Here is a 17,863-nt window from a genome sequence, read left to right on the forward strand (position 1 = left end):
GAGCAGTCCTAACGAAAGGTAAGATTGATGAAGCCAGGATGTACTCTGTTTTTACTGTTGTTTTCTGCTCTCACCGCCAGCATAACGGCGCACGCGCAGCTCTCTTCATCGACCACGACAGCGCCCTATTTGCTGGCGGGCTCGCCAACCTTTGATCTTTCTATTAGCCAGTTTCGTGAGAACTTTAACCGCCAGAATCCCGATCTGCCGCTCAATGAATTTCGCGCCATTGAGAATAGCCGCGATAAGGCGAATCTGACCCGCGCCGCCAGTAAGATTAACGAAAATCTGTATGCCTCCACGGCGCTGGAGCGCGGTACGCTCAAAGTGAAAAGTATGCAGATTACCTGGCTGCCCATTCAGGGGCCGGAACAGAAAGCGGCGAAAGCGAAAGCGCTGGAATATATGGCCGCCATTATTCGCACTGTCGCCCCGTTGCTGACAAAAGAGCAAAGCCAGAAAAAACTGCAAAAGATGCTTATCGCCGGTAAAGGTAAACACTATTACGCCGAGACCGAAGGCGCAGTACGTTATGTTGTCGCAGATAACGGCGAAAAGGGGCTGACCTTCGCGGTTGAACCGATTAAGCTGGCGTTATCTGAAAATCTGGAAGGGGCGAATTGATGACAAAAAGCAAAGCCTTTCCGGGGATGAATCTCTATACTGTTTCACAGACCATGCTGCTCTGACGAGCGGCCATCTTCCTTAATTCGCTGACTAAGCGTGGAGAAATGAAATGCGACATCCTTTAGTGATGGGTAACTGGAAACTGAACGGCAGCCGCCACATGGTAAACGAACTGGTGGCTAACCTGCGTAAAGAACTGACGGGCGTAGCAGGCTGCGACGTGGCAATCGCTCCGCCGGAAATGTATATCGATCTGGCGAAACGCGCTGCTGCCGGCAGCCACATCATGCTGGGCGCGCAGAACGTTGATCTGAATCTGTCTGGCGCATTCACCGGTGAAACTTCGGCTGAAATGCTGAAGGATATCGGCGCGCAGTACATTATTATCGGCCACTCCGAGCGTCGTACTTATCACAAAGAATCTGACGAGCTGATCGCCAAAAAATTCGCCGTACTGAAAGAGCAAGGTCTGACGCCGGTACTGTGCATCGGTGAAACCGAAGCGGAAAACGAAGCGGGCAAAACAGAAGAAGTGTGCGCACGCCAAATCGACGCGGTACTGAAAACGCAGGGCGCGGCAGCCTTTGAAGGCGCGGTTATCGCTTACGAACCCGTATGGGCGATCGGTACCGGTAAATCTGCAACTCCTGCGCAGGCGCAGGCAGTGCACAAATTCATCCGTGACCACATTGCTAAAGCTGACGCGAAAATCGCTGAACAGGTTATTATCCAGTACGGCGGTTCTGTTAATGCCTCCAACGCAGCCGAACTGTTCGCGCAGCCGGACATCGACGGCGCGCTGGTAGGCGGCGCTTCTCTGAAAGCTGACGCCTTCGCCGTGATCGTGAAAGCAGCAGAAGCTGCTAAAAAAGCGTAATTCGCTTTAGCGGGTCTTTCCCCGGTCGCGCTTCGCAACCGGGGTTATCGCCTGGTAGCCCGGACAGGTGCGTAGCACCGCCTCCGGGAAAATCCCCAAGCGGAACAGGCTACAGTTTCCCCAACGCCTGATACCACAGGTAGTCCAGCGGCAGCAGAATCAAATAGCTCACCACCGCTAGCGCGATACATAACAGCATTCCCGCCCGCGCAGGAACTTTCCCTAGTCCCATCGCCACCACAATCGGTGACGCCTGATACGGCAGCAGCGGCGTGGAATACCCCAGTACTTGAATCATGATCGCGCTCAATAGTGGAAAACTGGTAGCATCGGAAAAGCTCTGCGCGAAGGTGGTATACAGCGCCGGTACGCCATTAGCGGTCATAATAAAGTTCAGCGCGCTGGTAATTCCGGTCAGCGCGAGGAAGCTGGTAAACGGACTCTCTTTATCCAGCGGCATAATATGCAGCAGCGCATTTCCCACGACGCTGCCAATACCCGTGTGAGTGACGGTGATCGCCAGCCCCAGAATCCCGGCGACGTAAATACAGGTACGGATATTCACGCCGCTGGAAAACTCGTCGCCGTTGATAAAACCAACGCGCGGCAGAAGCGTTATCACCGCCGCCGCCAGCCCCGTCCAGGCTGGCCCCACGCCGTGCCAGCTTTCAGTCACCCAGAGCGTCAACACCACCGCCAGCAGCCATGCCAGGCGCTTCTCATCATGGCTCATCGGCGGCAGCGGCGTCATGTCGCGCGGCGGATGCGGTTTACCGGGAAACAGCCAGCATATCAGCGCAATCAGTACCGCCCCTTTTAGCCAACCGAGCACCGGCGTATGCAGAAGTAAATAAGGTACATAATTCAGATGGATGCCGTATGAACCTTCCGCCGCGCCGCTCATCACCAGATTCGGGACGTTAGCAGGCAAAATGGTGGCCGACAGCTGGAAAGTACCGAATCCCACCGCCAGCGCCAGCCCATACCAACCGCGCGTGCCATCCTCAATCCCCGCGCGTTTCGCCATGGCCGCCACAATCGGCATCAGCAGCGCAATGCGCCCCATATTTGAAGGCATAACAAAGGCCAGGGCATAGCTGAGCAGCACCACGCTGCCAACCATCAGCGGCCATGAGTCGGTGAGCCGCGACGAAAGCACCCGCGCCGCCCTGTCCGCCAGCCCGGTTTTGCGAATCGCGATCCCCAGCACAAAGCCGCTGAACACCAGCCAGAAGGCCGATGAAGCAAAGCCGCCGAAGATAACCTCCGGCGGCGCGATTTTGGCGATCATCGCCACAGCAAAAAACAGCAGTGCGGTCATAAACTCCGGCAGTAGCGAAGTCGCCCACAGAAGGATAGTAACGCCAACGATGATGAAAGGGAGGAACAGAGGATGGGACAACCAGAGCGACATACCTGTCTCCTGACGATTTTTTCAGCAAGAATACGACGGACAGTCAGGCAGGTAAACGCCAGATATAGTGGGGTTATCGCAGGATTAAGCGGACAGATCAGTGATAATGAATTTCACCAAAGTATTCAGACAGCACGTAATAGCGGCAATACTCAAAAGGGCTGTCCTTCCCGGCCTGAAACGTCTGTCTGGCGACGGATAACAGCGGTTTATTGGCGGCGATTTGCAATTTTTCGCACAGGTCAGCGGAAGGTAAAATCGCCTCAACTTTTTCTATCGCCGAGTCGCTTGTGACGTTTAATAACGAATAAAGCGACGTATGCTCCAGCGCCTGCGGTGTGAGTTGCAGATCGGGAAAGAAGCTAAGATCGAGATAGATCTTTTCATGGTTAAACGGACGGTTATTCAGGCAACGAATACGCGAAATATAGAGATAGTGATGCTGTGCGGGCAGGCTCAAGCCGTCTGCCTGAGCGTCGCGCGCGCGGCGCGGCGCGATTTCCAGAATACGGTTCTCAATCGCCACGCTGGCGTCCTGGAGATCGCGGGTAATACCGCGAAACGTGTGCCCGTAGCTCACGCCTTCCGGCACCGAGCACACCACCGAACCACTTCCGCGCTGGGAGGAAATAATGCCCGCATTGATTAATTCGCTCCAGGCCTGTTTAACCACAATCAGCGAGACGTTGTAGGCTCTGGCAATCTCTTTTTGCGTCGGCAGCTGGCTGCCTAAAGGCAGGGATCCATTTTGAATCTGCTGACAGATGATAAAAAATAGTTGCTTATAAAGCGGAGTAAAGCTCGTTTTATCAACCTGCAAGCTGCGCACCTCACGTCTTCGCCAGCAGGGGACGTTTTACCGTCCCCGGCAGGGTGAAGTCGCTACCCTGCGATTTGCCTGGCCAGTTCTGCCAAATCGAAATGATTCATACGATCCAAAGTCGTTAAATAATCGGCGGGAAAAGCCTCCACGCCATGGAATGCGCCGGAAATCGCCCCGACCATGGTGGCGACAGTATCAGTATCATTGCCGATATTAACGCCGGAGATAATAGCATCTACGGCAGAATTCGGACAACACGCGAACAGGCCAAAGGCCGCCGGCACCGCTTCACTCACGTGCAGCCCGGAGCCAATAATATCAGCAAGTTCCACCACCGCCGTTTCCCAATGGCGATGACGTTTACCGATATCTACGGCCAGCTCAATGCGTCGGGCAACGGAAGGCCCGGCGACCATCATCGCCCCTTGCTCCTGCGCCAGCAGATAGCCCCTTTGCGCACCGTAAATACCGGCGGCAATAATGCTGTCTGCGTTGGTCTGCGCTCTTAACGCCTCGCTGGTTGCCGCCGCCATCGCCGCTGCGCCGGACATCGCCAGCACGTTATTATGCGTAAAACGGCAAATCTGCAGCGCGCAGTCAATCGCCGCGTCGATATCGCCAGGATGCAGCACCGCCGCTGGCCAAATCTTCATGGCGGCGCCGTTCGTTGCCTCCGCGTTACCCTTATTAATAATCTGTACCGACTGTTTTTCGCCTTCCAGCTCGCCCTGCAAAGAGGCGCGATTATCATTAAATATCGCTTTCATTGCCGCACGCGTCGTCGGACCGGTAAAGTTGGCGTAGTACGGATAATCCAGCCACTGCTGAAAAGCCTCGCGCATCGCCTCGTCGCTGACCTGGCGTTGATGGCGCAGCAGCGCGTCCATAATGTACTTAGCCTGAATAAAATCATCCGTGCACATCCCCGCTTCATTGCAGCGGCCAAACGTGTCCGCAGGCGGTTTTTGAAAGGTCGTCACCCAGCCGCCAAAATAGTCTTTTATCTGCTGCTGGGTGCGTACTTCCGTCGCGGCTCCCATCGCGTCCGCGGCGGCGGCGCCCACCAGGCATCCCAGTATTTTGTTTTGATCAACGTGCATGATGACTCCTTATTTCACGGTCATGGCTTGTGCCAGCGAATGGCTGGAAAGAAAAGTGTTGAGTTGGTCAGGAAACGGTAAAGCGGTCATTGCGCCCTTTGCCGTTACCGCCATGGCGCCGCAGGCGTTGGCATTGCTGATGGCCTCCGCCAGCAGGGCATGGTTCCAGCAATTTGCGCGGGAAAGGGTGAACAGCAGGCCGCCGACAAAAGCATCGCCTGCCCCGGTGGTATCGACGACATCGACGCGTGGTGCGGGGAAATGGAATTCCCCCTCGGCGGTAATCAACAGCGCGCCATCGGCCCCCAGCGAAATGATCGTGGTGTCGCAGCCCAGATCGCGCAGGTAATAACGCGCATCCTGCCAGTGGCTGGCCCCGCTGAGCTGGCACAGCTCATCTGCCGAGACTTTGCAGATAGAAGCCAGTGCGGCGGACCGGGCGATCAGTTCAGGGATTTCATCAGTATTCCCCCACATTTTGCTGCGCAGATTGACGTCAAACAGTACGTAACCACCCGCTTCACGCATTCTTCTCGCTCCCTCAAGGCATGCCTCGCGGGCGGGACTGTCGGTAAGGCCAATTGAACTGAAGTAAAACCATTCGTACTGCCTGAACGGCGGCAAATCCTGCGGCGAAACGTAGGTATCAGCCCCCGGATGCACCAGATAGGTAAAGCTGCGTTCCCCGTCAGCCGTCAGGTTAACGATCAGCACCGCGCTGGTCAGGGCTGCATCCAGCCTTAGAAACGTGACATCCACGCCGTTATCCTGAAAAACCTGGCGCAGGAAACGGCCGGCGTCATCATCACCAAGACAACCGATAAAACCGCACTCCCCGCCCAGCCTGGCAACGCATACCCCCACGTTCGCCGACGCTCCGCCGGGGCATTTCAGATAGCTGTTCTGTTTTTCCGGCACCAGGTCAACGGAGGCATCGCCGATAACCCAAACCTTATTCATGGCCTTCATTTGCGCCTCCTTATGCCTGTTTCTGCGCCAGGGCGAGCTGAATATCACGATAATATTCGTTGTTAATCAGATACTTTTTCATAAGCAGCCCAACCGCAAGGTGGAACAGTGCCGGAATGAGCGTCATCATCAGCGCAATACCGGTGAGCGAACGCGCGCTCTGTTCAACATCGGCCTGATAGCCAAAGTGGCTCAGCAGGAATCCGAGTATCCCGCCCGCGATCCCCATCCCAAACTTCTGGAAGAAGAGGATGCCGCCAAACGCCAACCCGGAAACGCGCAGACCGGTTTTCTTTTCGCCGTAATCCACCGCTTCGGCGATAGAGGACCAGAACACCGGCATTTGCATATCGCAGAAGAAATTAATAAGAAAATAGAACGCAAACGCCAGGATAAGATTTTCACGCCCGACGGAGAAATACATCAGCGCGCTCAGGATAAAGGTAATAATCTGGGTGTAGCGGAACATCTTAATTTTGTCCCAGAACTTGGTTATCCAGGTGGTAGCGATCATCGCTAAAATAGAGGCAACGACGCCGGTAGTCAGGAAGGGTGAAATCAGGCTATCTCCGCCGTTCAGATAATACTTGGCGTAATAAGCGGCAACGGAACCGCGAATAACATAACCGCACATCAGCAGTAGAATAACAACGCCGAGAATAATCCACTGATCGTTACGTAACAGATATTTAAACTGTTTCCCCACCGATAACGAGGTAATTTCCGGCTCGCTGCGTTCACGCGTGGTAAGAAAACAGAAGATAAACAGCAAGGCGCCCATCGCCCCCATCAGCCCCATCGAAAACTGATAACCCAGCGCCTTGTTGCCCTGCCCCAGCCAGACGGCAAGCATCGGTACGACGATAGTCACCAGGAAAGCGGCAATCTTGGTCATCACAAAACGATAACCGTTGGCGCTTAACCGTTCGACGGGGTCGCTGGTAATGACGCCAATCATCGAAATATAAGGAATGGTGATCGCGGTATAGACCAGGGTCATAAGAATATAGGTGCCATAGGCCCACGCTAGCTTGGCCATATAAGCCATGTCAGGCGTAATAAACATCAAATACACGGCGAAACCAAAAGGAATGGCAAACCACAGCAGCCACGGGCGGTAACGTCCCCAGCGCGTATTCAGTTTATCGGTCAGAACCCCCATGGCCGGATCGATAATGGCATCAATCATCCGCACAACCACAAACAGTACGCCAACATCAGCGGCGCTCAGGCCGTAGATATCGGTATAGAAATAGGCGAGGAGCAGCTGCATGGCGATAATCACAACGTTTATCGCCATATCTCCCGCGCCGAAGCCGATTTTTTCCACAATAGAAAGTTTCATGTTGATATTCCTTTACGCTTAACAGCGCAAATCTGGTGAACAATTAATGATGTCACTACATGAAATAAAAACGTTTTTATATATAAGCCATCCACCAGACAATCTATGGAGGCTATGAAGAGAGTGTAACTAACCATAAAAAGATATAAAGGTATACCTTTATATCTTTTGATCGGTTTCACATATTTTTATAGACACGATCTTACCCCAGTTTTAAACCGGGATAAGAATCAATAAGATAATGAGCAGGGGGTGTAACGAAAATCAGCGGGAAGACAAAATGGCGCAACTATGATCCTGAATCTCTTCCGCCGATGCGCGATTGAAGGTCAGTAAATTACGCTCGGTCGCCAGCAGGACAAAAGAGCCATCGCTTTGGCGTACCACCGCCAGCCCATAGCGTCCCATATGATCGCGCGCTTCCGGCACCTCTTCCGCCAACATCATAAACGGACTACGCTGCGCCAGTTCGCTCTCGGTTACCCGGCGCGCCAGGTATTCATGCCCCATCAGGTCGCCCGGTAGCGGAAGCCAGCGAGTGCTGATGCGCGTGAGATCGTTATCCAGTTGTTCCCGAACGTCAGGACGGATGCAAGAAATATGGATATGCAAATGGTCCTGTGAACGACCAAGCCGCGAATTAATCGCCAGCGAGACTGCGCTATCCGGAATATCATGCCCGTATTTTTTACTCATATAGCCGCGAGCCTGCCAGGCCAGCCAGAAAAAGTTGGGCGTAGCGGGTTCCAGCAATAGCGGGCTTTCTGTACCGTTGATACGGTAGGTGGGCATCAATAAATATTGCAACGGACCGTGACGATCTTTAAAGATGACATAGCCGGCGCGAGGTTTGACTTCCGCGCAAGGCGCTGGATTTTGATGCTGTAACTGATCGGGCAGGCATTGTTCAAGCACGATTTCCCGTAATGCATCAGGGTTGCCGGAAAATTTCCAGTAACCGACGCCCGCCGCGGCAACAATCACTATCACCGCCAGTAAAAAGTAACCTGTTTTTTTCATGTTATGCGTTCCCTGTGACCCATAGACGGGGAAGAGTAACGCAAAATTGTGGCAAAGAAAAAACCCGGTAACATAATACGTTACCGGGTTTATAAACGGTTTAGCGTTTGCTGATTTGGTCGAACGTACCACCATTAGCGAAGTGATCTTTTTGCGCCTTCGCCCAGCCGCCAAACACCTCGTCAATGGTGAACAGCTTCAGCTTCGGAAACGCATCGTCGTATTTTTTCACCACGTCAGCATCGCGCGGACGGTAGAAGTTTTTCGCTGCTATCTCCTGCCCTTCCGGCGAGTAGAGATACTTGAGATACGCTTCCGCTACCGCTTTGGTGTCTTTCTTTTCCACCACTTTGTCGACCACGGAAACGGTCGGCTCTGCGAGAATAGATTCACTCGGGGTCACTATCTCGAATTTATCTTTACCCAGTTCGTTCGTCGCCAGCAGCGCTTCGTTTTCCCAGGCGATCAGCACATCACCGATACCGCGTTCAACGAAAGTATTGGTTGAGCCGCGCGCGCCGGAGTCCAGCACTTCAACGTTTTTAAACAGGGCTTTGACAAAGTCCTGCGCTTTGGCCTGATCGTTATTGTTGTGGTGCAGGGCGTAGCCCCATGCCGCCAGATAGTTCCAGCGTGCGCCGCCAGAGCTTTTCGGGTTTGGCGTAATCACCGACACACCGGGTTTAATCAGATCGTTCCAGTCATGAATTTGTTTTGGATTGCCTTTGCGGACCAGGAAAACGATGGTGGAGGTGTAAGGTGCTGAGTTATCCGGCAGACGCTTGATCCAGTTTTTATCGATACGACCACGTTCCGCAATAGCGTCCACATCGTAAGCCAGCGCCAGCGTCACGACATCGGCTTCAATGCCGTTAATAACGGAAGTCGCCTGTTTACCCGAACCGCCGTGCGATTGACGGATCACGACGTTGTCGCCGGTTTCCTGCTTCCAGTGCGCGCTAAACGCTTTGTTGTACTGCTCGTACAGCTCACGCGTTGGATCGTATGATACGTTAAGTAACTGAATATCCTTTGCCAGAATGCTGGTTGACGCCAGCAATAATGTGAACCCCACGCCCCACTTTTTCATCGCCCGACTCGCTTATGTTGTGTTGTGATGAGCAAAGCGTGCCAGAAAGCGATCCAAACATTAAAGAATAAAAAAAGATTGGCTATAACTTCGAGGAATAAATCTGAGGGATTGCCGGATGGCGGCTAGCGCCTAATCCGGCCTACACGTTTCTGCAACCTGTAGGCCTGATAAGCGTAGCGCCATCAGGCGCGCAAAAACAATCAGTACAGTTTTTTCGCGCACTCCATCCAGTCGCTTTTGAACGGACGCTTCATGTTTTCAATCGCATCGATGATGTCATGATGAACAAGCTGCTCGTTCTGGATACCGACACAACGACCGCCATGGCCTTCCAGCAGCAGGTCAATAGCATACGCGCCCATACGGGAAGCCAGAATGCGATCGTAAGGTACCGGGGAACCACCGCGCTGAATGTGGCCGAGCACCGTCGCACGCGTTTCACGGCCCGTTTCTTTTTCAATAAAGTGCGCCAGTTCGTCAACATCGCACATATGCTCAGTAATAGCGACGATAGCGTGTTTTTTCCCTTTCGCGATCCCGGCTTTGATTTCGGCCACCAGATCTTCGCGATTAAATTCAACTTCCGGCACCACGATAAACTCACAGCCGCCAGCAATAGCCGCCGCCAACGTCAGGTCGCCGCAATAACGGCCCATCACCTCAACGATAGAGATACGCTGGTGAGAAGAGGAGGTGTCACGCAGACGGTCAATCGCTTCCACTACAGTGCCGAGAGCAGTGAAATAGCCGATAGTGTAGTCGGTGCCTTTGATGTCGTTATCGATAGTGCCTGGCAGACCGATGCACGGGAAGCCCATTTCAGTCAGACGTTTTGCACCCATATAAGAACCGTCGCCGCCAATAACTACCAGCGCATCGATACCGCGTTTTTTCAGGTTTTCGATCGCGACAGCGCGAATATTTTCGTCACGGAATTCCGGGAAACGGGCGGAACCGAGGAAAGTACCGCCACGGTTGATCATGTCAGATACGCTGTAACGGTCAAGCTGAACCATACGATCTTCATACAGGCCCAGATAGCCGTCATAAATGCCCATGACTTCCAGCCCTTCCGTCAACGCTGCGCGCACAACACCGCGGATTGCCGCGTTCATGCCCGGCGCATCACCGCCGCTTGTCAACACACCGATTTTCTTAATCATGACTACCTCTGAACTTTGGAATGCAAAATGAAATCTATTGCCGGAAGCCGATTTCGCACTTCGAAACGATCCAACGAATATACAGATAGTATAACAATCCCTTCCTGCTGAATTGATTCAGGTCAGGCCAAATGGCGGTAATTTATACACAAAATGCTGGCCTGGCTCACTTTTTAACAATCAATTATACAAGCTCGAACTTCCTGCCTTCCCTGGGGACGACTGAACAGGGATCCTGATGAATAATGACATCTGAACCCGGAAAACGCCGCAAAATCGCCTGCTCTACCTGGTCAGCCACAAAATGCGCCTGAACGAGCGGCAGATTATCTTCCATTTCCAAATGAATCTGAATAAAGCGAGTCGGCCCTGACTGCCGCGTGCGGAGATCGTGCGCGCCGCTGACTCCCGGCCATGACGTCACGATATCAATAATTTCCTGTCGTTCCGCATCGGGCAGCGCGCGATCCAATAATGACTGCACCGCCTCATACCCCATACGTAACGCGCTATACAAAATATAGATGCCGATACCTAACGCAAACAGGGCATCCGCACGATGCCAACCGTACCAGGATAACCCCAGCGCGATAAGAATCGCTCCGTTCATCATAACATCAGACTGATAATGAAGCATATCCGCCCGTACCGCCTGACTTTGGGTCTTGCGTACCACCCAGCGCTGAAACGTGACCAGTATAATAGTGCATATCAGAGCGATGACGGTAACGCCAATCCCCACGCCGGGGTCGTTCATTGGCGTCGGCTTAATCAGATTCTGGATACTGGTCAAAAACAGAAACAACGCCGAACCGGAAATAAACATACTTTGCGCCAGCGCCGCCAGCGACTCCGCTTTACCGTGCCCAAACGTGTGTTCATCATCTGCGGGTTGCAGCGAATAACGCACGACCAACAAATTCGTCAATGACGCGGCAATATCCACCAGCGAGTCCACCAACGCCGCCAGAATACTCACCGATCCCGTATACCACCACGCAAAAATTTTAATCAAAAGTAACGCTGATGCCATCGCCGTTGCCGCGATAGCCGCCCGGCTAACCAGCCGTCCATAGGTTTGATTCATAAATACTCCCGCTATCTTCTGCCGGTAGTATAACGGATGGTTTAAAACAGTAAGCTAATAACAGAATGACAAACTGGAGATAAAAAAAACCCCCACATCATGTGGGGGAAGACAGGGATGGTGTCTATGGCAAGGAAAACAGGGTTGTTACTGGGAACGTGAGTTGCTACTACTCAATAATTTCAACGATGAACTTTTTTGCCATTGCGCCACGTCGCGCAGTTGCTCCATTCGTTGCTGATGCTTTTCATTCAAAACCGCTTGCTGCTCCGGCGTTAACAGGCGATACATCTGGTTACGCACGCGGGCCATTTCGACCTGGCGGGCGACCTGCTCTTGCGCCATTTTTTCTGCCTGAGCGCGCACAGCGCTTTCATCAAATTTTTCTGCGGTGACAAGCCGATGCATTGTCTCCATTTCGCTAACATTAACAGGAGGCTGTTCGTGCCTTGCCTGTTGCATAAGATCTCGCATCTGCTGACGCTGATGTTCGGTTAAACTTATGCCGTCAAACATATGATTTTGCGCGCTACGCTGCGTGGCCCCGTCACCGGGGTGCCAGTTATCGCTTGTAACAACTTCAGCTGCGTGGCTTAAAAAACTGAATGCCAGCGTTGAGGCCATAACAGCAGCGGTAACTTTGCGCATCGCTTGCTCCCAAAATCTTTTCTGTCGCGATTCAACGAGAGACAGTTTACGATTCGGGCTGCAAACATGCGTCAGGGGGTGTAAAACAACGTAAAGTCATGGATTAGCGACGCCTGATGACGTAATTTCTGCCTCGGAGGTACGTAAACAATGAATAAAATCCTGTTAGTTGATGATGACCGAGAGCTGACTTCCCTGTTAAAAGAGCTCCTCGAAATGGAAGGTTTTAATGTCCTGGTGGCCCACGACGGCGAGCAGGCGCTTGAGCTTTTGGATGACAGCATCGATTTACTTTTGCTTGACGTCATGATGCCGAAGAAAAACGGTATCGATACGTTGAAAGCGCTTCGCCAGACACACCAGACGCCTGTCATTATGCTGACCGCGCGCGGCAGCGAGCTGGATCGCGTTCTCGGCCTTGAGCTGGGCGCGGACGACTATTTGCCCAAACCGTTTAACGACCGCGAGCTGGTAGCGCGCATCAGGGCTATTTTGCGCCGTTCCCACTGGAGCGAACAGCAGCAGAGCAGCGACAACGGCTCGCCGACGCTGGAAGTCGATGCGCTAAGCCTTAATCCGGGTCGCCAGGAAGCCAGTTTCGATGGCCAAACGCTGGAGCTGACCGGTACGGAATTCACCCTGCTCTATTTGCTGGCGCAACACCTCGGCCAGGTGGTTTCCCGTGAACATTTAAGCCAGGAGGTGCTGGGTAAGCGCCTGACGCCGTTCGATCGCGCCATTGATATGCATATTTCTAACCTGCGCCGCAAACTGCCGGAACGCAAAGACGGTCACCCGTGGTTTAAAACATTGCGTGGTCGCGGCTATCTGATGGTTTCCGCTTCATGATAGGAAGTTTAACCGCGCGCATCTTCGCCATCTTCTGGTTGACGCTGGCGCTGGTGCTAATGCTGGTACTGATGTTGCCCAAGCTCGATTCACGCCAGATGACCGAGCTGCTGGACAGCGAACAGCGCCAGGGATTGATGATAGAGCAACATGTAGAAGCTGAACTTGCGAACGATCCGCCCAACGACCTGATGTGGTGGCGTCGCCTGTTCCGCGCGATCGATAAGTGGGCGCCGCCTGGACAGCGGTTATTACTGGTGACCTCTGAAGGACGCGTGATCGGCGCTGAACGCAGCGAAATGCAGATCATTCGTAACTTCATTGGTCAGGCGGATAACGCCGATCATCCGCAGAAGAAAAAATATGGCCGCGTAGAGATGGTGGGGCCGTTCTCCGTTCGTGACGGAGAGGATAATTACCAGCTTTACCTGATTCGACCGGCCAGCAGTTCGCAATCCGATTTTATTAATCTGCTGTTTGACCGCCCGCTTCTGTTGCTCATTGTCACGATGCTGGTCAGTTCGCCGCTCTTGCTATGGCTGGCATGGAGTCTGGCGAAACCGGCGCGTAAGTTGAAAAACGCGGCTGATGAAGTGGCGCAAGGCAACCTGCGTCAGCATCCGGAGCTGGAGGCGGGTCCGCAGGAGTTCCTCGCCGCTGGCGCCAGTTTTAACCAGATGGTGACGGCGCTGGAACGGATGATGACCTCGCAGCAGCGTTTGCTGTCAGACATCTCCCATGAGCTGCGAACGCCCCTTACGCGCCTGCAACTGGGTACCGCGCTGCTGCGTCGTCGTGGCGGCGAAAGCAAAGAGCTGGAGCGTATTGAAACCGAAGCGCAGCGTCTGGACAGCATGATCAATGACCTGCTGGTGATGTCGCGTAACCAACAGAAAAATGCGCTGGTCAGCGAAACGATGAAAGCCAATCAGCTATGGGGCGAAGTGCTGGATAACGCCGCCTTTGAAGCCGAACAGATGGGCAAGTCGCTAACGGTAAATTATCCGCCGGGGCCGTGGCCGCTCTATGGCAACCCAAACGCGCTGGAAAGCGCGCTGGAAAATATTGTTCGTAATGCGCTGCGCTATTCACATACGAAGATTGAAGTCGGCTTCTCGGTGGATAAAGACGGTATTACGATCACGGTCGATGACGACGGACCGGGCGTCAGCCCTGAAGACCGCGAGCAGATCTTCCGTCCGTTCTATCGCACTGATGAGGCGCGCGACCGCGAGTCTGGCGGCACCGGGCTGGGGCTGGCGATTGTCGAAAGCGCCATGCAGCAGCACCGCGGCTGGGTGAAGGCTGACGATAGCCCGCTGGGTGGGTTGCGGCTCACGCTGTGGCTACCGCTGTACAAGCGAACCTAATGTTATTCATGGCTCGGTAATACTTTCTCTTACCGAGCCTTAACCATTTAAAGCGTATCGAGGATGCTGTCCAATTCATCACCATTCACGCCATACTTTTCCGTTATGAACTTAAACTGTTGATACAACTCAGCTAAAAAATCCTCATCCAGAGACCGCTCCCAAAGCTCCTCAATAGATTTGAGGTGATACTCTTCGAATAAGATGTGCTTAACTTCTTCCGTACAAGCCTCGAGAATATGTGCGTCCATAATTTACATATCTTTTGTGAATAATTAATAGGTTACCAGCGGAATAAAGCAAATGCCGTCATCCGGCAATGTACACCTGACTGCCTGACGGCGCTACGCTTATCCGGCCTACGTACCGCGCTATCGGGAGATTTCCGGCGCTAAAATCCACTCGGCGCTGTCATTCCACACGTCCATCCGGGTAATTTTGCCATCGCGCACTTCGAAGCGGTCGATAAAGCGATTACCGACAAACGGGCGACCGTCGGGCCATTCGCCATACAACGTACCGTTGGAATAAATCACAACGTAATCATCATGCTGCACCGCATCAAACTCGCCCAGCGCCTTCTTCACCCACTTGTAGCGAGCGCCGTTAAACTGCGCGATATCTGCCGCGCCCGCCATCGCCCGGCCTCCGGTGAAGGTAATTTTCACCTCCGGGTGCATATACGTTGCGGCGCGTTCAGCATCGGGAATCATCGAGGCCACCAAAAATTCTTTTACGATCGCCACCGCATTTTCAGCTTCAGTCATAACCCTTCCTTTCATTTTGGCGGAGTTTTATCACCCCACAGTCGTCTGGCGCTATCTTCAATTTTGCCGCTCAAACGACGCTTCTGCATGGTGCGGCTCCAGCTCGCCGACAGCCCGGCGGCGCTCAACAGCCGGTGATATTGTTCGTCATCAAACGGCATAGACCAGGCGATAACACCCGCTTCATGAACCGAGACATCGCTCAGACGCGACGCCAGTTCCAGCGGCGCATCGCTGGAGACCTTACCTGGCGCAATGACCCGATACAGCCAGCCGGTTTTTCCGCTGTTCTGCATAAGGAGGGCCATGTCGCTGATGGCAAAGTGGAAATTAAGTTTAAAGCATGGAGAGCGCGGCTGAGTGACCTGGATCAACGCCTCGCCCCAGCGGTAGATGTCGCCAATAAACACGTTGTGTTCGGTCATTCCGTCCGTCGACAGATTCTCGCCAAACGCCGGGGCGCAAAACAGCGTCGCCTGCTCGGGGAACTGGCGAATCCAATCAGCATAGTGTTCGCGGGGGTAATGGCATAGCGCGCGGTCGGGGCCGCCGTGGATTTTCTTTTCGGCCTGCTGATCGCCTGCCAGACCCAGCTCGGTCAGCATAAGTTCGCCGTCGATTTGCACCTTGGCGATAGCGCTCGGGCGGCTGCCGTCATAGTCACGAATTTTGCCAATAAACACGTCAACCGGATAATGCATCTGCTGCTCCTTACGCGGATACAAAAAAAGCGAGTCATCAGACTCGCTTCTACAGACGTGCAATGCAAATTATTTTTTAGCGGCGAAACGCGCTGCTGCTTCGTCCCAGTTCACCACGTTCCAGAACTCTTTGATGTAGTCCGGGCGGCGGTTCTGGAATTTCAGGTAGTAAGCGTGTTCCCACACGTCCAGACCCAGGATCGGGAAGCCGGAAGCGCCGGAAATGGCTTCACCCATCAGCGGGGAATCCTGGTTTGCGGTAGAAACCACAGCCAGTTTGTCGCCTTTCAGCACCAGCCACGCCCAGCCGGAGCCGAAACGGGTTGCTGCTGCTTTTTCGAATTCAGCTTTGAAGTTGTCAACGGAACCGAAGTCACGCTCGATAGCCGCTTTCAGATCGCCCTGCAGAGTGGTGCCTTTTTTCAGCCCTTTCCAGAACAGGCTGTGGTTAGCGTGGCCGCCCGCGTTGTTACGCAGCACGGTTTTTTTGTCCGCTGGCACCTGATCCAGTTTAGTAATCAGTTCTTCAACCGGCAGGTCAGCAAACTCAGGCAGGTTTTCCAGCGCCGCGTTAGCGTTGTTGACATAGGTTTGATGGTGTTTGGTGTGGTGAATCTCCATCGTCTGCTTATCGAAGTGCGGTTCCAGTGCATCATAAGCGTACGGCAGGGATGGCAGTGTATAACTCATAATCATCTCCATTATTGTCGAGCGGCACAGTGTTAACGCCGCGTAAGCAGTTGGTTCATTATAGTTAATTAAATGATATTGAAAATGATTATCAATGCCGTACTTTTTCCAGGGTTATAAACGTTACGGCATCCGCTGAAAAAAATCGTTTTTTACGCCTCCAACCGAAACCGCCTGTTGATGAATTCCTGGAAATCATGAAATGTGAAACAGGGTTTCAAAATCTTTCTTTTGGTGCCAATTTTTGTCAGCGGTGGCAAAATCAAGAAGGTTATAATTTCACCATGCAATTACATTCCCGGTAAATTATTACAATTGCGAGGGAATTATGAAGCAACCTGGTTTTATACGTCTGGCTACGTTGGCCTTACTCTCCACACTCTCTTTCTTCTCCCACGGCGAAACCATTTTGCGCCTGGCCTACGCTGAAAATAGCCAGCCGGTAAAAGATGCGTTGCACTTCCTGGGGCAGCAAGTTGAAGAGAAAACGGGCGGCGATATCAAAGTACAGTACTTCCCGGACGGACAGCTTGGCGGCGAGCGCGAACTGGTGGAGTTGACGCAGGTCGGCGTCGTCGATATCACTAAAGTGTCGTCCGGGCTGATGGAGAGTTTTTCGCCTGAGTACGGCGTGTTCTCACTTCCCTACCTGTTTGCCACCGTCGATGAATACTACCGCGTAATGGATAACCCACAGGTGATGGAGCCTGTTTATCAGTCCACCGCCGCACAGGGGTTTGTCGGCGTAGGCTGGTATGATTCCGGCGCGCGTAATTTTTATATGAGCAAAGCGCCGGTTAAACGCATTGAGGATTTACGCGGGAAGAAGATCCGCGTCATGCAGAGTGAGACGGCGATCCAAACTCTCAAACTGCTGGGCGCTTCGCCCATCGCCATGAGTCAGGCGGAGGTCTATACCTCGTTACAACAAGGCATTCTCGACGGCGCGGAAAACAATGAGTTCGCTCTCACCATCGCCCGCCACGGCGAAGTCGCCCGTTATTACACCTACGATATGCACACCCGCATTCCCGATATCCTGCTAATGAGTACCCTCACGCTGGAAAAGCTGACGCCGGAACAGCAGCGCATCGTCGAAGCCGCCATCAAGGCGTCGATCGAATTTGAGAAAGCCGCATGGGACAAGGAAATAGAGAAAACCAGGCTGGCGGCGGTAAAAGATTTCAACGTTGAATTCTACGAGATCGACAAAAAACCCTTCCAGAAGGCAGTACAGCCTATTTACGACGGTCTGAAAAACAAACCGCGGCTTTACGGGCTGTATCAACGTATCCAGACAGCAAAAAATTAATCTAATCA

19 protein-coding genes are annotated in these 17,863 nt (G+C 53.1%); 5 read left to right on the plus strand and 14 right to left on the minus strand.

Annotated elements, in window-relative coordinates:
- The first annotated feature begins 27 nt into the window (after window positions 1-27).
- Both ACLJQD_RS20195 and tpiA read left to right on the plus strand, forming a co-directional pair.
- Window positions 28-624 (plus strand): YiiQ family protein, encoded by a 597-nt coding sequence (locus ACLJQD_RS20195; protein WP_000802241.1) that lies wholly within the window; start codon window positions 28-30, stop codon window positions 622-624.
- 112 nt (window positions 625-736) lie between these two features.
- Window positions 737-1,504: a triose-phosphate isomerase gene (gene tpiA / locus ACLJQD_RS20200; RefSeq protein ID WP_017441865.1), complete on the plus strand. Its 768-nt coding sequence runs from the start codon at window positions 737-739 to the stop codon at window positions 1,502-1,504.
- Window positions 1,505-1,613: 109 nt separating this feature from the next.
- Here tpiA and ACLJQD_RS20205 read toward each other — a convergent pair whose 3' ends face one another.
- The 10 genes from ACLJQD_RS20205 to cpxP form a co-directional block, all read right to left on the minus strand.
- A complete protein-coding gene (locus ACLJQD_RS20205) occupies window positions 1,614-2,918 on the minus strand; it encodes an SLC13 family permease (RefSeq protein WP_017441866.1) in 1,305 nt (434 codons plus the stop codon).
- Between the two features lie 97 nt (window positions 2,919-3,015).
- The gene (locus ACLJQD_RS20210) at window positions 3,016-3,738 is read right to left on the minus strand and encodes a GntR family transcriptional regulator (protein ID WP_001535809.1); all 723 of its coding nucleotides are present in this window, start codon (window positions 3,736-3,738) and stop codon (window positions 3,016-3,018) included.
- A 62-nt stretch (window positions 3,739-3,800) separates the two neighbouring features.
- Window positions 3,801-4,841, minus strand: a complete 1,041-nt coding sequence (locus ACLJQD_RS20215) for an ADP-ribosylglycohydrolase family protein (RefSeq protein WP_000557882.1) — start codon at window positions 4,839-4,841, stop codon at window positions 3,801-3,803.
- A gap of 9 nt (window positions 4,842-4,850) precedes the next feature.
- Window positions 4,851-5,810: an aminoimidazole riboside kinase gene (locus ACLJQD_RS20220; RefSeq protein ID WP_017441867.1), complete on the minus strand. Its 960-nt coding sequence runs from the start codon at window positions 5,808-5,810 to the stop codon at window positions 4,851-4,853.
- A gap of 10 nt (window positions 5,811-5,820) precedes the next feature.
- Entirely contained in the window at window positions 5,821-7,155 is a 1,335-nt protein-coding gene (locus ACLJQD_RS20225) for an MFS transporter (RefSeq protein ID WP_000777314.1), read from the minus strand.
- Window positions 7,156-7,419: 264 nt separating this feature from the next.
- Window positions 7,420-8,175 (minus strand): CDP-diacylglycerol diphosphatase, encoded by a 756-nt coding sequence (locus ACLJQD_RS20230; protein ID WP_017441868.1) that lies wholly within the window; start codon window positions 8,173-8,175, stop codon window positions 7,420-7,422.
- 100 nt (window positions 8,176-8,275) lie between these two features.
- Window positions 8,276-9,265 carry a sulfate ABC transporter substrate-binding protein gene (locus ACLJQD_RS20235; RefSeq protein ID WP_000758713.1) on the minus strand — a complete coding sequence of 330 codons (990 nt, stop codon included), beginning with the start codon at window positions 9,263-9,265 and terminating at the stop codon, window positions 8,276-8,278.
- A gap of 203 nt (window positions 9,266-9,468) precedes the next feature.
- Window positions 9,469-10,431, minus strand: coding sequence for a 6-phosphofructokinase (gene pfkA, locus ACLJQD_RS20240; protein WP_000591793.1), 963 nt, complete (start codon window positions 10,429-10,431; stop codon window positions 9,469-9,471).
- A gap of 184 nt (window positions 10,432-10,615) precedes the next feature.
- Entirely contained in the window at window positions 10,616-11,518 is a 903-nt protein-coding gene (gene fieF, locus ACLJQD_RS20245; protein WP_001077321.1) for a CDF family cation-efflux transporter FieF, read from the minus strand.
- 147 nt (window positions 11,519-11,665) lie between these two features.
- Window positions 11,666-12,166, minus strand: coding sequence for a cell-envelope stress modulator CpxP (gene cpxP, locus ACLJQD_RS20250; RefSeq protein WP_001233463.1), 501 nt, complete (start codon window positions 12,164-12,166; stop codon window positions 11,666-11,668).
- Window positions 12,167-12,316: 150 nt separating this feature from the next.
- Here cpxP and cpxR point away from each other — a divergent pair, with 150 nt between their 5' ends.
- Both cpxR and cpxA read left to right on the plus strand, forming a co-directional pair.
- Window positions 12,317-13,015 carry an envelope stress response regulator transcription factor CpxR gene (cpxR, locus tag ACLJQD_RS20255; protein WP_001033731.1) on the plus strand — a complete coding sequence of 233 codons (699 nt, stop codon included), beginning with the start codon at window positions 12,317-12,319 and terminating at the stop codon, window positions 13,013-13,015.
- Window positions 13,012-14,385, plus strand: a complete 1,374-nt coding sequence (cpxA, locus tag ACLJQD_RS20260) for an envelope stress sensor histidine kinase CpxA (protein WP_000580402.1) — start codon at window positions 13,012-13,014, stop codon at window positions 14,383-14,385. The genes cpxR and cpxA overlap by 4 nt, the downstream gene beginning before the upstream one ends.
- A 47-nt stretch (window positions 14,386-14,432) precedes the next feature.
- On the opposite strand, the gene ACLJQD_RS20265 is transcribed toward cpxA, so the two are convergent.
- The 4 genes from ACLJQD_RS20265 to sodA form a co-directional block, all read right to left on the minus strand.
- On the minus strand, window positions 14,433-14,636 hold the full coding sequence (locus ACLJQD_RS20265; protein ID WP_000338671.1) for a hypothetical protein: 204 nt from the start codon (window positions 14,634-14,636) through the stop codon (window positions 14,433-14,435).
- 120 nt (window positions 14,637-14,756) lie between these two features.
- Entirely contained in the window at window positions 14,757-15,152 is a 396-nt protein-coding gene (locus ACLJQD_RS20270) for a nuclear transport factor 2 family protein (RefSeq protein ID WP_017441886.1), read from the minus strand.
- A gap of 11 nt (window positions 15,153-15,163) precedes the next feature.
- On the minus strand, window positions 15,164-15,853 hold the full coding sequence (gene yiiM / locus ACLJQD_RS20275; protein ID WP_000559225.1) for a 6-hydroxyaminopurine reductase: 690 nt from the start codon (window positions 15,851-15,853) through the stop codon (window positions 15,164-15,166).
- A gap of 69 nt (window positions 15,854-15,922) precedes the next feature.
- Window positions 15,923-16,543: a superoxide dismutase [Mn] gene (sodA, locus tag ACLJQD_RS20280; RefSeq protein ID WP_000122632.1), complete on the minus strand. Its 621-nt coding sequence runs from the start codon at window positions 16,541-16,543 to the stop codon at window positions 15,923-15,925.
- 328 nt (window positions 16,544-16,871) lie between these two features.
- On the opposite strand from sodA, the gene ACLJQD_RS20285 reads away from it, so the two are divergent.
- Window positions 16,872-17,855 carry a TRAP transporter substrate-binding protein gene (locus tag ACLJQD_RS20285; RefSeq protein WP_000812816.1) on the plus strand — a complete coding sequence of 328 codons (984 nt, stop codon included), beginning with the start codon at window positions 16,872-16,874 and terminating at the stop codon, window positions 17,853-17,855.
- Window positions 17,856-17,863: the final 8 nt, after the last annotated feature.

The sequence above is a fragment of the Salmonella sp. SAL04214 genome (assembly GCF_046550615.1).
Taxonomy (GTDB): Bacteria; Pseudomonadota; Gammaproteobacteria; order Enterobacterales; family Enterobacteriaceae; genus Salmonella; species Salmonella enterica.

Bases quoted from the DNA above. Each gene is read 5' to 3' on its own strand.
- ACLJQD_RS20265 (WP_000338671.1), bottom strand. From the start codon at position 14,636: ATGGACGCACATATTCTCGAGGCTTGTACGGAAGAAGTTAAGCACATC.
- ACLJQD_RS20285 (WP_000812816.1), top strand. From the start codon at position 16,872: ATGAAGCAACCTGGTTTTATACGTCTGGCTACGTTGGCCTTACTCTCC.
- yiiM (WP_000559225.1), bottom strand. From the start codon at position 15,853: ATGCATTATCCGGTTGACGTGTTTATTGGCAAAATTCGTGACTATGAC.
- cpxA (WP_000580402.1), top strand. From the start codon at position 13,012: ATGATAGGAAGTTTAACCGCGCGCATCTTCGCCATCTTCTGGTTGACG.
- sodA (WP_000122632.1), bottom strand. From the start codon at position 16,543: ATGAGTTATACACTGCCATCCCTGCCGTACGCTTATGATGCACTGGAA.
- cpxP (WP_001233463.1), bottom strand. From the start codon at position 12,166: ATGCGCAAAGTTACCGCTGCTGTTATGGCCTCAACGCTGGCATTCAGT.
- ACLJQD_RS20215 (WP_000557882.1), bottom strand. From the start codon at position 4,841: ATGCACGTTGATCAAAACAAAATACTGGGATGCCTGGTGGGCGCCGCC.
- ACLJQD_RS20235 (WP_000758713.1), bottom strand. From the start codon at position 9,265: ATGAAAAAGTGGGGCGTGGGGTTCACATTATTGCTGGCGTCAACCAGC.
- ACLJQD_RS20225 (WP_000777314.1), bottom strand. From the start codon at position 7,155: ATGAAACTTTCTATTGTGGAAAAAATCGGCTTCGGCGCGGGAGATATG.
- ACLJQD_RS20195 (WP_000802241.1), top strand. From the start codon at position 28: ATGAAGCCAGGATGTACTCTGTTTTTACTGTTGTTTTCTGCTCTCACC.
- pfkA (WP_000591793.1), bottom strand. From the start codon at position 10,431: ATGATTAAGAAAATCGGTGTGTTGACAAGCGGCGGTGATGCGCCGGGC.
- fieF (WP_001077321.1), bottom strand. From the start codon at position 11,518: ATGAATCAAACCTATGGACGGCTGGTTAGCCGGGCGGCTATCGCGGCA.
- ACLJQD_RS20220 (WP_017441867.1), bottom strand. From the start codon at position 5,810: ATGAAGGCCATGAATAAGGTTTGGGTTATCGGCGATGCCTCCGTTGAC.
- cpxR (WP_001033731.1), top strand. From the start codon at position 12,317: ATGAATAAAATCCTGTTAGTTGATGATGACCGAGAGCTGACTTCCCTG.
- ACLJQD_RS20205 (WP_017441866.1), bottom strand. From the start codon at position 2,918: ATGTCGCTCTGGTTGTCCCATCCTCTGTTCCTCCCTTTCATCATCGTT.
- tpiA (WP_017441865.1), top strand. From the start codon at position 737: ATGCGACATCCTTTAGTGATGGGTAACTGGAAACTGAACGGCAGCCGC.
- ACLJQD_RS20270 (WP_017441886.1), bottom strand. From the start codon at position 15,152: ATGACTGAAGCTGAAAATGCGGTGGCGATCGTAAAAGAATTTTTGGTG.
- ACLJQD_RS20230 (WP_017441868.1), bottom strand. From the start codon at position 8,175: ATGAAAAAAACAGGTTACTTTTTACTGGCGGTGATAGTGATTGTTGCC.